We start from the raw sequence: 13,996 nt of genomic DNA on the forward strand, positions 1-13,996 counted from the left end.
CTGTTAAACAGACCAATCTTTTTTGATTTTCATTTTAAGTTAGTAGGGAGAGAATGCTATATGACAAAATCACAACAAGTTATTGAACAAACACAAAATTACGGTGCTGCAAACTATCATCCACTGCCAATCGTTATTGCAGAGGCTGAAGGTGCTTGGGTTAAAGATCCAGAAGGAAACAAATACTTAGATATGTTATCAGCATATTCTGCAGTGAATCAGGGGCATCGCCATCCGAAAATTATTGCTGCATTAAAAGAACAAGCTGATAAAGTAACTTTAACTTCTCGTGCATTTTATAGTGAAAACTTAGGTGAATGGTATGAGTTAGTAGGTAAATTAACAAATAAACAAATGGTTTTACCTATGAATACAGGTGCAGAAGCTGTAGAAACTGCATTTAAAGCTGCTCGTCGTTGGGCTTATGATGTAAAAGGCGTAGAAGAAGGTAAAGCAGAACTAATCGCTTGTAACGGAAACTTCCACGGACGTACGATGCTAGCAGTATCTTTATCATCTGATGAAGAATACCGTCGTGGCTTCGGACCAATGTTACCAAATATCAAACTTGTTGATTATGGTAATTTAGAAGCGTTAAAAGCTGCAATTACACCAAATACAGCTGCATTTTTAATTGAGCCAATTCAAGGTGAAGCTGGTATTGTTATTCCACCAGAAGGCTTCTTAAAAGCTGCACGTGAATTATGCCGTGAAAATAATGTTTTATTTATTGCGGATGAAATTCAAGCTGGTTTAGCTCGTACAGGTAAAATGTTTGCATGTGATTGGGAAGAAGTAGAACCTGATATGTACATCCTTGGTAAAGCATTAGGTGGCGGTGTATTCCCTATTTCTTGTGTAGCTGCTAATCGTGAAATTTTAGGTGTCTTCAATCCTGGTTCTCACGGTTCAACTTTCGGAGGAAATCCTTTAGCGTGTGCGGTTTCTATCGCATCTATTAAAGTTTTATTAGATGAAAAATTAGCAGAGCGCTCACAAGAACTTGGTGAATATTTCAAAGGTAAACTACGTGAAATTAACAACCCAGTGATTAAAGATGTTCGTGGCCGTGGTTTATTCATCGGTATGGAATTAACAGAAGCTGCTCGTCCATATTGTGAAAAACTAAAAGAATTAGGTTTATTATGTAAAGAAACACATGATACTGTAATTCGTTTTGCTCCACCACTAGTTATTTCTCAAGAAGATTTAGATTGGTCTATTGCTCAAATTGAAAAAGTATTTAAACTTTAACAAAATGTTCACATTTTAATTAAGAAGTGTGTTACAATGATGCCGATATACAATCATTAAAAAAAACAAAGAGGCGATTTAAAATGTCTGAAAACTTAAATCTGTTCACATCAACTCAAGATGTTATTCAAGAAGCTCTTAATAAACTAGGCTATGACGAAGCAATGTATGAACTACTAAAAGAACCGCTTCGTATGCTACAAGTCCGCATTCCAGTTAAAATGGATGATGGAACTACAAAAGTATTTACTGGTTACCGTGCACAACATAATGATGCAGTAGGACCAACTAAAGGTGGAGTACGTTTCCATCCAGCTGTATCCGAAGAGGAAGTTAAAGCGCTTTCAATGTGGATGACATTGAAATGTGGAATTGTAGATCTACCATATGGCGGAGGTAAAGGCGGTGTCATCTGTGACCCACGTCAAATGTCTATGGGTGAAATCGAACGTCTAAGCCGTGGTTATGTTCGTGCGGTTAGTCAAATCGTTGGACCAACAAAAGATATTCCTGCTCCAGACGTATTTACGAATGCACAAATTATGGCATGGATGATGGATGAATACAGTCGTATGGACGAATTCAACTCTCCAGGTTTCATTACTGGTAAGCCACTAGTTCTTGGTGGTTCTCAAGGTCGTGACCGTGCAACTGCTCAAGGTGTAACAATCGTTATCGAAGAGGCTGCGAAAAAACGTGGTATCGACATTAAAGGTGCTCGCGTTGTAATCCAAGGTTTTGGTAACGCAGGTAGCTTCTTAGCTAAATTCATGAATGATTTAGGTGCCAAAGTAATTGGTATTTCTGATGCTTACGGTGCACTTCATGATCCTGAAGGTTTAGATATCGACTACTTATTAGATCGTCGTGATAGCTTCGGAACAGTAACAACTTTATTTGAAAACACAATTTCAAATAAAGATCTTTTAGAGCTTGATTGTGATATTTTAGTTCCAGCTGCAATTGAAAACCAAATTACTGCAGACAATGCGCATAATATTAAAGCAAACATTGTCGTTGAAGCAGCAAATGGCCCAACAACTTCAGAGGCGACTAAAATTTTAACAGAGCGTGGCATTTTACTTGTACCAGACGTATTAGCATCTGCTGGTGGTGTTACAGTTTCTTACTTTGAATGGGTACAAAATAACCAAGGTTATTACTGGACTGAGGAAGAAGTAGAAGAACGCCTTTACAAAAAAATGGTTGATGCATTTGAAAATGTTTATACGACTGCGACTACACGTAACATCAATATGCGCTTAGCTGCATATATGGTTGGTGTGCGCCGTACTGCAGAAGCATCTCGCTTCCGTGGTTGGGTTTAATCAATAGATATTTAAAAAGACATTCCTAATTAGGGATGTCTTTTTTTATGTAAAAACTTAAATGCCGTTAATTTGAGCTATAGGGCGCTTTTGCTCAGCACATCGTAAACCGTCACCTCGCTTTCGCATACAAGTTGTTTGTGCAGACGAAGTGGATTTTCCTTTAGTATGCATCGAAATTGTGTGAGTGCCTGTCACCCATTGCATTTTTTGGTTTTAAATCTTTGCTTTCTGCATTGTAATTATGAGAAAATCCAACTAGAAAGGGGCGAATTCAATGGATTCATTTACATTTTTTAACCCAGTAAAATTACACTTTGGTGAAGATGCGCTGGAAAAATTACCGAAAGAGTTAGCGCAGTATGGAAGTAAGGTGCTAATGGTTTACGGTGGAGGTAGTATCAAGAGTAATGGTGTATACAATGCTGTTATTGAGAAGCTACAACAAGCAGATAAAACAGTATTTGAATTAAGTGGGGTAGAGCCTAATCCGCGAGTAGAAACGGCGCGAATTGGTATTGAGATTTGTAAAAAAGAAGGTATTGATCTTGTGCTTGCTGTTGGTGGCGGCTCTGTCATTGACTGTTCTAAATTAATTGTTGCTGGTGCTAAATATGATGGCGACGCATGGGATATTGTTAAACGAAAAGTATTAGTTCAAGATGCTTTGCCACTTGGAACAGTTTTAACATTAGCTGCTACAGGATCCGAAATGAATTCAGGCTCTGTTATTACAAATGCAGCAACAGAAGAAAAGTTAGGGTGGGGTAGTCCTGCTGCGTTCCCTAAATTTTCGATTTTAAATCCAGCATACACAGTGTCAGTACCGAAAAATCATACGGTTTACGGTATGGTCGATATGATGTCCCATGTTTTGGAGCAATATTTCCACAACACGACGAATACGCCTGTGACTGATGAAATGTGTGAGGGTGTTTTACGAACTGTTGTGACAACAGCACCTAAATTACTAAAAGATTTAGAAGATATTTCATTACGTGAAACGATTTTGCTAGCTGGAACGATTGGTTTAAATGGTTTCTTATCAATTGGCTCACGCGGAGATTGGGCATCACATAATATTGAGCATGCGGTATCAGCAATTTATGATATACCTCATGCTGGTGGTTTAGCCATTTTACAACCTCATTGGATGAGATTAAATGTGCCTGTAAACCCAGAACGTTTTGCAGGTTTAGCCACTCGCGTTTTCGGTGTAGATGCGACAGGAAAAACGGCAGAAGAAATTGCTTATGAGGGAATTGATCGTTTGTCAGCATTTTGGACTTCTTTAGATGCGCCAAACCGTTTAGCTGATTATAATATCGATGATTCGAAATTCGATCAAATTATTGAACATGCAATGCAAAACGGACCTTTTGGTAACTTTAATAAGCTACAAGAAGACGATGTTCGTACAATTTTACAAAACGCATTATAAAAATAAAGCCAATTGCCAGTATAGGCAATTGGCTTTAATGTTATTGTTTTTTATAGGCAATTGAAGGTCTTTCACCGACGTGCACCCAGTTAACTTTACCATCATCTTCATCAAATAAAATAGCTACTTTTGAGACGCCTTTTTGACTTAGAATGACTTCTGTTAAATGATCGCGGACATCATCTAGAAAGGCAAGTGATAAATTTGCATCTGCTTCAGCGACTAATTCAACATGTAAAAATTCGCCTTCTTTTACAACCTCTAAGCGGAAAATATCTTTAATATTAGGATCATCCATTACGAGATGGGCGATATGATTGAGCATTTCTTCATCTGTTTCACCAATTACCCCGCGAGCGTTATCTAAGAAAACCTTTCCGACTACATAAAACATCATACAGCCGATAATAATTGAAACAAGTCCTTCGATTCTCGTCCAACCTGTAAAATGTGCAATTAAGATAGCGACAAAGGCTAAAACATTACCACCTGTTGCTACTAAATCTTCCATAAAAACTAATTTTGTAGCAGGCTTGGCACGATTTAAAAAACCAAATGCTTTTGGAATAGACATCATACCAGCTTTTTCTTGTCCTGCTTCGTGAAGTACTTCGACTGCCGCTTTGGCAAGAACAGTTCCTTCTAATACAATCCCGATAAATAAAACACCAAGTGCAATCAGCATTCCTTTTGATTCACCAGAAGGATGCATAAAATGATGCCAGCCTTCTTTTATCGTCTCGTAAGAAAGAATAGCTACAATTATAACGGCAAACAGGCAAACTAGATTGACGATTCGACCAAAGCCCCCAGGGAATTTTTTTGTAGGGGCTTTTTTAGATAACGCTGAACCAATATATACGAATAGTTGGTTTGCTGCATCTCCAAGTGAGTGCATCATTTCGGCAAACATAGCGACATTGCCTGTGAAAAAGAAGGCAATTCCTTTTATGATACCTAAAAATGCGTTGACAAATGCAGCCATTAATGAAGGCTTATTACCTTCCTTGAGTAGTTTTAATATTTCTGTCATTAAAGAATCCTCCAGCTAGTTTAAAATTTCCATTTCAATTTTTTCAATATAAGGTAAGGTACGTAATGAACGATAAAACGACAGTAAGTTATCTGAGACAATCAACGATAAACGGAAATCTAATTCGTGTAACACTTGATTATTACCTAAAGGAATGTCTTTTATACGAATGTTTTCAATTACAATATTGCTGTCCTTTAAAAATAGAAGGAATGATTCCGTGTTACTATCATCATCAATTTGAATTTTTAACGAAACTTCTCGCATACGAATTCTTTTTGGTCCAATCTTCATAAGAAATGGAGACAATACTTCAATACCGAACACAATAATAATTACAGCTAAAGTAGCATCCATATAGAAGCCTGCGCCAACAGCAATTCCGATACCAGCAGCTCCCCAAATCATAGCAGCGGTAGTTAAACCCGAAATGCTATCATTACCGCGTCTTAATATGACTCCCGCTCCAAGAAACCCAATGCCACTTACTATTTGGGCTGCCAGACGAAGAGGGTCCATCGTTATATTAATGTCTGTTCTTGGAGGAGTTGAATATGCGGTCTCAATCGAGATAATTGTAAGTAAGCAGCTGAATGTAGCAATAACTAAACTGGTTTTTAATCCAACAGGTTTCTTTTTTAATTCCCTCTCAATGCCGATTACTAAACTTAATGTGGCTGCAATAACTAATTTTATGCCAACTTCATATGTAATCATATTCTCCAATAATGTTTCCAAACGCACCCCTCCATTTATATTTCGTATTGCTAAGAGATATGCAAGCTGTCATTATTATATGTACATTACTTTTTTGTATTGTACATCATGAAAGTAATGATGTATAAGCTTTTTTTCTGGAGGTCGATTTCAATGAATGAACCAAAGATTCATCCGTATATCCCAATTTTTATTGGCGTTATATCAGTATCTTTATCAGCCATTTTTGTAAAATTAGCAAATGCGGAGTCGGGTGTTATTGCTTTTTATCGTATGTTGTTTTCTGTCATAATCATGGCACCGTTATTTTTCATGAAATATACGAAAGAATTAAAGCATTTATCTAAGAGGGATTGGCTTTTTTCTTCAATTGCTGGAGTATTTTTAGCATTTCACTTTATTTTGTGGTTTGAATCACTAAATTACACATCTGTTGCAAGTTCAACTGTGCTTGTGACACTTCAGCCACTTTTTGCGTTTGTCGGTACATACTTTTTCTTTAAAGAGGCTATTACTTTAAAAACCATTCTAGCTGGAGCAATTGCCATCGTTGGTAGTGTATTAATTAGCTGGGGGGATTTTAAGCTTAGTGGCTCTGCTTTCTATGGAGATATGCTTGCATTAATTGCTTGCGCACTTATTACAACCTATCTTTTATTTGGCCAGGATGTACGAAAACGACTTTCACTTGTAACCTATACAATGATTGTTTACGTAGTGAGCACAATTACATTGTTTTTCTATGTACTAATAAAAGGGGAATCATTCGGTCCTTATTCTACGATGGACTGGACGTGGTTTATTTTATTAGCCATTGTTCCTAATTTATTAGGTCATACTTTATTTAATTGGTCTATTAAATATGTTAGTACGAATGTGGTATCAATTGCTATTTTATTCGAGCCAATTGGAGCAGCTATTTTAGCTCTTATTATTTTCAAAGAGTATTTAATCGCAACACAGATTGTTGGTGGATTAGTTGTAATAGTAGGGATTCTATTGTTTGTAGTGGACGAGAAAAAGATTTTAAAGTTTTTTAAGAAAAAAGCTTGATTTTTATATTGCTATATTATATATTATTACTTGTCCTTAACAAGAGGGACGGCTTGAAAATAACGATTTAAAAAAGTTGTTGACTTCTTGTTAAAAACAAGTTATATTAATAAAGTCGCTAAAAACAAGCGACTACGAAATGAACCTTGAAAACTGAACAAGCAAAACGTAATCAATATAGTTTTTAGTAACTAACTTCGTTAGTGAACGAAACAAAATTTTGGACATCAAAATTGATGCCAGCAAAACAATTTGAGCTAATCAAATTTCTTTTATGGAGAGTTTGATCCTGGCTCAGGACGAACGCTGGCGGCGTGCCTAATACATGCAAGTCGAGCGGACAGATAAGGAGCTTGCTCCTTTGACGTTAGCGGCGGACGGGTGAGTAACACGTGGGCAACCTACCCTATAGTTTGGGATAACTCCGGGAAACCGGGGCTAATACCGAATAATCTTTTGTCTATCATGAGACAATTCTGAAAGACGGCATCTCGCTGTCGCTATAGGATGGGCCCGCGGCGCATTAGCTAGTTGGTGAGGTAACGGCTCACCAAGGCAACGATGCGTAGCCGACCTGAGAGGGTGATCGGCCACACTGGGACTGAGACACGGCCCAGACTCCTACGGGAGGCAGCAGTAGGGAATCTTCCACAATGGGCGAAAGCCTGATGGAGCAACGCCGCGTGAGTGAAGAAGGATTTCGGTTCGTAAAACTCTGTTGTAAGGGAAGAACAAGTACAGTAGTAACTGGCTGTACCTTGACGGTACCTTATTAGAAAGCCACGGCTAACTACGTGCCAGCAGCCGCGGTAATACGTAGGTGGCAAGCGTTGTCCGGAATTATTGGGCGTAAAGCGCGCGCAGGTGGTTTCTTAAGTCTGATGTGAAAGCCCACGGCTCAACCGTGGAGGGTCATTGGAAACTGGGAGACTTGAGTGCAGAAGAGGATAGTGGAATTCCAAGTGTAGCGGTGAAATGCGTAGAGATTTGGAGGAACACCAGTGGCGAAGGCGACTATCTGGTCTGTAACTGACACTGAGGCGCGAAAGCGTGGGGAGCAAACAGGATTAGATACCCTGGTAGTCCACGCCGTAAACGATGAGTGCTAAGTGTTAGGGGGTTTCCGCCCCTTAGTGCTGCAGCTAACGCATTAAGCACTCCGCCTGGGGAGTACGGTCGCAAGACTGAAACTCAAAGGAATTGACGGGGGCCCGCACAAGCGGTGGAGCATGTGGTTTAATTCGAAGCAACGCGAAGAACCTTACCAGGTCTTGACATCCCGTTGACCACTGTAGAGATATGGTTTTCCCTTCGGGGACAACGGTGACAGGTGGTGCATGGTTGTCGTCAGCTCGTGTCGTGAGATGTTGGGTTAAGTCCCGCAACGAGCGCAACCCTTGATCTTAGTTGCCATCATTTAGTTGGGCACTCTAAGGTGACTGCCGGTGACAAACCGGAGGAAGGTGGGGATGACGTCAAATCATCATGCCCCTTATGACCTGGGCTACACACGTGCTACAATGGACGATACAAACGGTTGCCAACTCGCGAGAGGGAGCTAATCCGATAAAGTCGTTCTCAGTTCGGATTGTAGGCTGCAACTCGCCTACATGAAGCCGGAATCGCTAGTAATCGCGGATCAGCATGCCGCGGTGAATACGTTCCCGGGCCTTGTACACACCGCCCGTCACACCACGAGAGTTTGTAACACCCGAAGTCGGTGAGGTAACCTTTTGGAGCCAGCCGCCGAAGGTGGGATAGATGATTGGGGTGAAGTCGTAACAAGGTAGCCGTATCGGAAGGTGCGGCTGGATCACCTCCTTTCTAAGGATATTTTCGGAATACAAACCTTGGGTTTGTAAGATTACGTTTTGCGTTCAGTTTTGAAGGTTCATCAATTAGATGAAATACTTCAAAACTTGTTCTTTGAAAACTGGATAAAACGACATTGAAATTGTAACAAACACATTTATTTTTTTAAGTTTTTTTATAGGCTTAATAACATTAAAAGGTTTCGAGATACGAGTAAGACAAGGAAGCGATTGAGTGAGTGAAGGAGCGTACTTTCGTACGTGACTGATTGAACGAATGAAGCTGACGCTGTATTACGATGTATATCGGAAGCTGTAGGTTAAGTTATTAAGGGCGCACGGCGAATGCCTTGGCACTAGGAGCCGAAGAAGGACGGCACTAACACCGATATGCTTCGGGGAGCTGTAAGTGAGCTTTGATCCGGAGATTTCCGAATGGGGGAACCCACTACGTTTAATCGCGTAGTATCTTGACGTGAATACATAGCGTCTTGAAGGCAGACCCAGGGAACTGAAACATCTAAGTACCTGGAGGAAGAGAAAGAAAAATCGATTCCCTGAGTAGCGGCGAGCGAAACGGGAAGAGCCCAAACCAAGAGGCTTGCCTCTTGGGGTTGTAGGACACTCTATACGGAGTTACAAAGGAATGAGTTAGATGAAGCGACTTGGAAAGGTCCGCCAGAGCAGGTAAAAGCCCTGTAGTCGAAAGTTTATTCCCTCCAGAGTGGATCCTGAGTACGGCGGAACACGTGAAATTCCGTCGGAATCCGGGAGGACCATCTCCCAAGGCTAAATACTACCTAGTGACCGATAGTGAACCAGTACCGTGAGGGAAAGGTGAAAAGCACCCCGGAAGGGGAGTGAAAGAGATCCTGAAACCGTGTGCCTACAAGTAGTTAGAGCCCGTTAATGGGTGATAGCGTGCCTTTTGTAGAATGAACCGGCGAGTTACGATTACGTGCGAGGTTAAGCTTTAGAAGGCGGAGCCGCAGCGAAAGCGAGTCTGAATAGGGCGAATTAGTACGTGGTCGTAGACCCGAAACCAGGTGATCTACCCATGTCCAGGGTGAAGGTGAGGTAACACTTACTGGAGGCCCGAACCCACGCACGTTGAAAAGTGCGGGGATGAGGTGTGGGTAGCGGAGAAATTCCAATCGAACTTGGAGATAGCTGGTTCTCTCCGAAATAGCTTTAGGGCTAGCCTCGTGATGAGAATACTGGAGGTAGAGCACTGTTTGGACTAGGGGGCCATCCCGGTTTACCGAATTCAGACAAACTCCGAATGCCAGATATTTATACACGGGAGTCAGACTGCGAGTGATAAGATCCGTAGTCAAAAGGGAAACAGCCCAGACCACCAGCTAAGGTCCCAAAGTAATCGTTAAGTGGAAAAGGATGTGGCGTTGCACAGACAACCAGGATGTTGGCTTAGAAGCAGCCATCATTTAAAGAGTGCGTAATAGCTCACTGGTCGAGTGACGCTGCGCCGAAAATGTATCGGGGCTAAACGATTCACCGAAGCTGTGGATTGACATCTACGATGTCAGTGGTAGGAGAGCGTTCTAAGTGCGTTGAAGTCAGACCGGAAGGACTGGTGGAGCGCTTAGAAGTGAGAATGCCGGTATGAGTAGCGAAAGACGGGTGAGAATCCCGTCCACCGTATGACTAAGGTTTCCTGAGGAAGGCTCGTCCGCTCAGGGTTAGTCGGGACCTAAGCCGAGGCCGATAGGCGTAGGCGATGGACAACAGGTTGATATTCCTGTACCACCTCCTCACCGTTTGAGAAATGGGGGGACGCAGTAGGATAGGGTAAGCGCGCCGTTGGTTGTGCGCGTCCAAGCAGTAAGGCGTGTGTGTAGGCAAATCCGCACACTGTAACGTTGAGCTGTGATGGCGAGTCCGTATGGACGAAGTTCCTGATTTCACACTGCCAAGAAAAGCCTCTATCGAGGTGAGAGGTGCCCGTACCGCAAACCGACACAGGTAGTCGAGGAGAGAATCCTAAGGTGTGCGAGAGAACTCTCGTTAAGGAACTCGGCAAAATGACCCCGTAACTTCGGGAGAAGGGGTGCTCTTGAGCGTGCAAGCGCACGAGAGCCGCAGTGAATAGGCCCAGGCGACTGTTTAGCAAAAACACAGGTCTCTGCAAAACCGTAAGGTGACGTATAGGGGCTGACGCCTGCCCGGTGCTGGAAGGTTAAGAGGAGTGGTTAGCGCAAGCGAAGCTGCGAATTGAAGCCCCAGTAAACGGCGGCCGTAACTATAACGGTCCTAAGGTAGCGAAATTCCTTGTCGGGTAAGTTCCGACCCGCACGAAAGGCGTAACGATCTGGGCACTGTCTCAACGAGAGACTCGGTGAAATTATAGTACCTGTGAAGATGCAGGTTACCCGCGACAGGACGGAAAGACCCCGTGGAGCTTTACTGTAGCCTGATATTGAATTTTGGTACAACTTGTACAGGATAGGTAGGAGCCAGAGATCTCGGAGCGCCAGCTTCGAAGGAGGCGTCGGTGGGATACTACCCTGGTTGTATTGAAATTCTAACCCATGCCCCTTAGCGGGGCAGGAGACAGTGTCAGGCGGACAGTTTGACTGGGGCGGTCGCCTCCTAAAAGGTAACGGAGGCGCCCAAAGGTTCCCTCAGAATGGTTGGAAATCATTCGTAGAGTGTAAAGGCACAAGGGAGCTTGACTGCGAGACCTACAAGTCGAGCAGGGTCGAAAGACGGGCTTAGTGATCCGGTGGTTCCGCATGGAAGGGCCATCGCTCAACGGATAAAAGCTACCCCGGGGATAACAGGCTTATCTCCCCCAAGAGTCCACATCGACGGGGAGGTTTGGCACCTCGATGTCGGCTCATCGCATCCTGGGGCTGTAGTCGGTCCCAAGGGTTGGGCTGTTCGCCCATTAAAGCGGTACGCGAGCTGGGTTCAGAACGTCGTGAGACAGTTCGGTCCCTATCCGTCGTGGGCGTAGGAAATTTGAGAGGAGCTGTCCTTAGTACGAGAGGACCGGGATGGACACACCGCTGGTGTACCAGTTGTCTTGCCAAAGGCATCGCTGGGTAGCTATGTGTGGACGGGATAAGTGCTGAAAGCATCTAAGCATGAAGCCCCCCTCAAGATGAGATTTCCCATTACGCAAGTAAGTAAGATCCCTCAAAGACGATGAGGTAGATAGGTTCGAGGTGGAAGTGTGGTGACACATGGAGCTGACGAATACTAATCGATCGAGGACTTAACCAAAAAAGTTTGAAACATTCAATGAACCGTTTATCCAGTTTTGAAAGAATAACACTTTCAACCTAAGGGTTTCAAGATACGATGTATATTGAAAGCCGTAAATAGTCTAGTGATGATGGCAAAGAGGTCACACCCGTTCCCATACCGAACACGGAAGTTAAGCTCTTTAGCGCCGATGGTAGTTGGGGGCTTCCCCCTGTGAGAGTAGGACGTCGCTAGGCATAATACCCAGGAGGATTAGCTCAGCTGGGAGAGCATCTGCCTTACAAGCAGAGGGTCGGCGGTTCGAGCCCGTCATCCTCCACCATATGCCGGTTTAGCTCAGCAGGTAGAGCAACTGACTTGTAATCAGTAGGTCGTGGGTTCGATTCCTATAGCCGGCACCATTTTTTTGAGCCATTAGCTCAGTTGGTAGAGCATCTGACTTTTAATCAGAGGGTCGAAGGTTCGAGTCCTTCATGGCTCACCATTTTTATAATTGCCAACAATAATATGCGGGTGTGGCGGAATTGGCAGACGCACTAGACTTAGGATCTAGCGCCGCGAGGCGTGGGGGTTCGACTCCCTTCACCCGCACCATTTATTTTTAATTTCATAATTGCCAGGATAAATAATCTTATGCACATGCGGAAGTAGTTCAGTGGTAGAACACCACCTTGCCAAGGTGGGGGTCGCGAGTTCGAACCTCGTCTTCCGCTCCAAATGTGCCGGGGTGGCGGAACTGGCAGACGCACAGGACTTAAAATCCTGCGGTAGGTGACTACCGTGCCGGTTCGATTCCGGCCCTCGGCACCATTTTTTAAATAGTAAGCGCCCGTAGCTCAATTGGATAGAGCGTCTGACTACGGATCAGAAGGTTGTGGGTTCGACTCCTGCCGGGCGCGCCAATAAATGAACGGGAAGTAGCTCAGCTTGGTAGAGCACTTGGTTTGGGACCAAGGGGTCGCAGGTTCGAATCCTGTCTTCCCGACCATTTCCTAACACATATAATTATGGGGCCTTAGCTCAGCTGGGAGAGCGCCTGCCTTGCACGCAGGAGGTCAGCGGTTCGATCCCGCTAGGCTCCACCATAATTTATAACCAGTATAAAGATCCTGGCGGTGTAGCTCAGCTGGCTAGAGCATTCGGTTCATACCCGAAAGGTCGTGGGTTCGACTCCCTCCGCCGCCATCTTAAAGGACCTTTAGCTCAGTTGGTTAGAGCAGACGGCTCATAACCGTCCGGTCGCAGGTTCGAGTCCTGCAAGGTCCACCATTTATATACTACGGAGGTATACCCAAGTCTGGCTGAAGGGATCGGTCTTGAAAACCGACAGGCGGGTAACACCGCGCGGGGGTTCGAATCCCTCTACCTCCTCCAGTTTTTATTTAGTAAATGGTGTGCTAACAACTCGATATAATAAATAGTATTTTCGCGGGGTGGAGCAGTGGTAGCTCGTCGGGCTCATAACCCGAAGGTCGTTGGTTCAAATCCGGCCCCCGCAACCAAATGGTCCCGTGGTGTAGCGGTTAACATGCCTGCCTGTCACGCAGGAGATCGCCGGTTCGATCCCGGTCGGGACCGCCATTTTTTAAATAAGTTGATAACTTAGTAAGAAGTATATGGGTCAGTAGCTCAGTTGGTAGAGCATTAGATTGAAGCTCTAAGTGTCGGCGGTTCGATTCCGTCCTGACCCACCATATACGCGGGTGTAGTTTAATGGTAAAACCTCAGCCTTCCAAGCTGATGTCGTGAGTTCGATTCTCATCACCCGCTCCAAATGGGCCTATAGCTCAGCTGGTTAGAGCGCACGCCTGATAAGCGTGAGGTCGATGGTTCGAGTCCATTTAGGCCCACCATTATTCCGAAGTAGCTCAGTTGGTAGTAGCACCTGACTGTTAATCAGGTTGTCGCAGGTTCGAGTCCTGCCTTCGGAGCCATTTTTTATTTGTGGGGAAGTACTCAAGAGGCTGAAGAGGCGCCCCTGCTAAGGGTGTAGGTCGGGTAACCGGCGCGAGGGTTCAAATCCCTCCTTCTCCGCCATTGGCCCCTTGGTCAAGCGGTTAAGACACCGCCCTTTCACGGCGGTAACACGGGTTCGAATCCCGTAGGGGTCATACTAAAGCACAGTCGATGT

Annotated in this window: 6 protein-coding genes, 20 tRNA genes and 3 rRNA genes; 27 read left to right on the plus strand and 2 right to left on the minus strand. The window is 44.0% G+C overall.

Features of this window, described 5'->3' with window-relative positions; all coding sequences use genetic code 11:
* Positions 1–60: 60 nt before the first annotated feature.
* From JNUCC52_RS18655 to JNUCC52_RS18665, 3 genes are all read left to right on the plus strand, one after another.
* Positions 61–1,254 (plus strand): ornithine--oxo-acid transaminase, encoded by a 1,194-nt coding sequence (locus tag JNUCC52_RS18655; RefSeq protein ID WP_173479744.1) that lies wholly within the window; start codon positions 61–63, stop codon positions 1,252–1,254.
* Between the two features lie 83 nt (positions 1,255–1,337).
* Positions 1,338–2,582: a Glu/Leu/Phe/Val family dehydrogenase gene (locus JNUCC52_RS18660; protein ID WP_173479743.1), complete on the plus strand. Its 1,245-nt coding sequence runs from the start codon at positions 1,338–1,340 to the stop codon at positions 2,580–2,582.
* A gap of 277 nt (positions 2,583–2,859) precedes the next feature.
* Positions 2,860–4,023, plus strand: coding sequence for an iron-containing alcohol dehydrogenase (locus JNUCC52_RS18665; RefSeq protein ID WP_173479742.1), 1,164 nt, complete (start codon positions 2,860–2,862; stop codon positions 4,021–4,023).
* A 40-nt stretch (positions 4,024–4,063) separates the two neighbouring features.
* Here the strand turns inward: JNUCC52_RS18665 and JNUCC52_RS18670 are convergent, their stop codons facing one another.
* Positions 4,064–5,056 (minus strand): cation diffusion facilitator family transporter, encoded by a 993-nt coding sequence (locus JNUCC52_RS18670; RefSeq protein WP_173479741.1) that lies wholly within the window; start codon positions 5,054–5,056, stop codon positions 4,064–4,066.
* Between the two features lie 15 nt (positions 5,057–5,071).
* Positions 5,072–5,794 carry an MgtC/SapB family protein gene (locus JNUCC52_RS18675; protein WP_173479740.1) on the minus strand — a complete coding sequence of 241 codons (723 nt, stop codon included), beginning with the start codon at positions 5,792–5,794 and terminating at the stop codon, positions 5,072–5,074.
* 132 nt (positions 5,795–5,926) lie between these two features.
* Between JNUCC52_RS18675 and JNUCC52_RS18680 the strand changes: the two genes are divergently transcribed.
* From JNUCC52_RS18680 to JNUCC52_RS18795, 24 genes are all read left to right on the plus strand, one after another.
* Positions 5,927–6,826: a DMT family transporter gene (locus JNUCC52_RS18680; protein WP_337980540.1), complete on the plus strand. Its 900-nt coding sequence runs from the start codon at positions 5,927–5,929 to the stop codon at positions 6,824–6,826.
* Positions 6,827–7,097: 271 nt separating this feature from the next.
* Positions 7,098–8,650, plus strand: a 16S ribosomal RNA gene (locus tag JNUCC52_RS18685).
* A 305-nt stretch (positions 8,651–8,955) separates the two neighbouring features.
* Positions 8,956–11,883: ribosomal RNA gene (locus tag JNUCC52_RS18690) — 23S ribosomal RNA — on the plus strand.
* A 102-nt stretch (positions 11,884–11,985) separates the two neighbouring features.
* Positions 11,986–12,101 (plus strand): 5S ribosomal RNA (rrf, locus tag JNUCC52_RS18695).
* Together the 16S, 23S and 5S rRNA genes with 20 tRNA genes alongside form the textbook arrangement of a ribosomal RNA operon.
* A gap of 10 nt (positions 12,102–12,111) precedes the next feature.
* Positions 12,112–12,187 (plus strand) — tRNA-Val (locus JNUCC52_RS18700).
* A gap of 3 nt (positions 12,188–12,190) precedes the next feature.
* Positions 12,191–12,266 (plus strand) — tRNA-Thr (locus JNUCC52_RS18705).
* Positions 12,267–12,273: 7 nt separating this feature from the next.
* Positions 12,274–12,349 (plus strand) — tRNA-Lys (locus JNUCC52_RS18710).
* A 25-nt stretch (positions 12,350–12,374) separates the two neighbouring features.
* Positions 12,375–12,459: transfer RNA gene (locus JNUCC52_RS18715), tRNA-Leu, on the plus strand.
* A 47-nt stretch (positions 12,460–12,506) separates the two neighbouring features.
* Positions 12,507–12,581: transfer RNA gene (locus JNUCC52_RS18720), tRNA-Gly, on the plus strand.
* Between the two features lie 5 nt (positions 12,582–12,586).
* A tRNA-Leu gene (locus JNUCC52_RS18725) sits at positions 12,587–12,675 on the plus strand.
* A gap of 15 nt (positions 12,676–12,690) precedes the next feature.
* A tRNA-Arg gene (locus JNUCC52_RS18730) sits at positions 12,691–12,767 on the plus strand.
* Between the two features lie 9 nt (positions 12,768–12,776).
* Positions 12,777–12,853: transfer RNA gene (locus JNUCC52_RS18735), tRNA-Pro, on the plus strand.
* 21 nt (positions 12,854–12,874) lie between these two features.
* Positions 12,875–12,950, plus strand: a tRNA-Ala gene (locus JNUCC52_RS18740).
* A gap of 26 nt (positions 12,951–12,976) precedes the next feature.
* Positions 12,977–13,050, plus strand: a tRNA-Met gene (locus JNUCC52_RS18745).
* Between the two features lie 7 nt (positions 13,051–13,057).
* Positions 13,058–13,134 (plus strand) — tRNA-Ile (locus tag JNUCC52_RS18750).
* 12 nt (positions 13,135–13,146) lie between these two features.
* Positions 13,147–13,239 (plus strand) — tRNA-Ser (locus JNUCC52_RS18755).
* 53 nt (positions 13,240–13,292) lie between these two features.
* Positions 13,293–13,367 (plus strand) — tRNA-Met (locus JNUCC52_RS18760).
* Between the two features lie 3 nt (positions 13,368–13,370).
* Positions 13,371–13,446, plus strand: a tRNA-Asp gene (locus tag JNUCC52_RS18765).
* Positions 13,447–13,483: 37 nt separating this feature from the next.
* Positions 13,484–13,559 (plus strand) — tRNA-Phe (locus JNUCC52_RS18770).
* 5 nt (positions 13,560–13,564) lie between these two features.
* A tRNA-Gly gene (locus JNUCC52_RS18775) sits at positions 13,565–13,638 on the plus strand.
* Between the two features lie 3 nt (positions 13,639–13,641).
* Positions 13,642–13,718: transfer RNA gene (locus JNUCC52_RS18780), tRNA-Ile, on the plus strand.
* A gap of 4 nt (positions 13,719–13,722) precedes the next feature.
* Positions 13,723–13,799, plus strand: a tRNA-Asn gene (locus tag JNUCC52_RS18785).
* Positions 13,800–13,811: 12 nt separating this feature from the next.
* Positions 13,812–13,902 (plus strand) — tRNA-Ser (locus JNUCC52_RS18790).
* A gap of 2 nt (positions 13,903–13,904) precedes the next feature.
* Positions 13,905–13,976 (plus strand) — tRNA-Glu (locus tag JNUCC52_RS18795).
* Positions 13,977–13,996: the final 20 nt, after the last annotated feature.

The sequence above is a fragment of the Lysinibacillus sp. JNUCC-52 genome (genome assembly GCF_015999545.1).
Lineage (GTDB): Bacteria > Bacillota > Bacilli > Bacillales_A > Planococcaceae > Lysinibacillus.

Excerpts from the sequence above, each read along its gene's own strand:
- JNUCC52_RS18680 (WP_337980540.1), top strand. The coding sequence starts at position 5,927 with ATGAATGAACCAAAGATTCATCCGTATATCCCAATTTTTATTGGCGTT.
- JNUCC52_RS18665 (WP_173479742.1), top strand. The coding sequence starts at position 2,860 with ATGGATTCATTTACATTTTTTAACCCAGTAAAATTACACTTTGGTGAA.
- JNUCC52_RS18660 (WP_173479743.1), top strand. The coding sequence starts at position 1,338 with ATGTCTGAAAACTTAAATCTGTTCACATCAACTCAAGATGTTATTCAA.
- JNUCC52_RS18655 (WP_173479744.1), top strand. The coding sequence starts at position 61 with ATGACAAAATCACAACAAGTTATTGAACAAACACAAAATTACGGTGCT.
- JNUCC52_RS18670 (WP_173479741.1), bottom strand. The coding sequence starts at position 5,056 with ATGACAGAAATATTAAAACTACTCAAGGAAGGTAATAAGCCTTCATTA.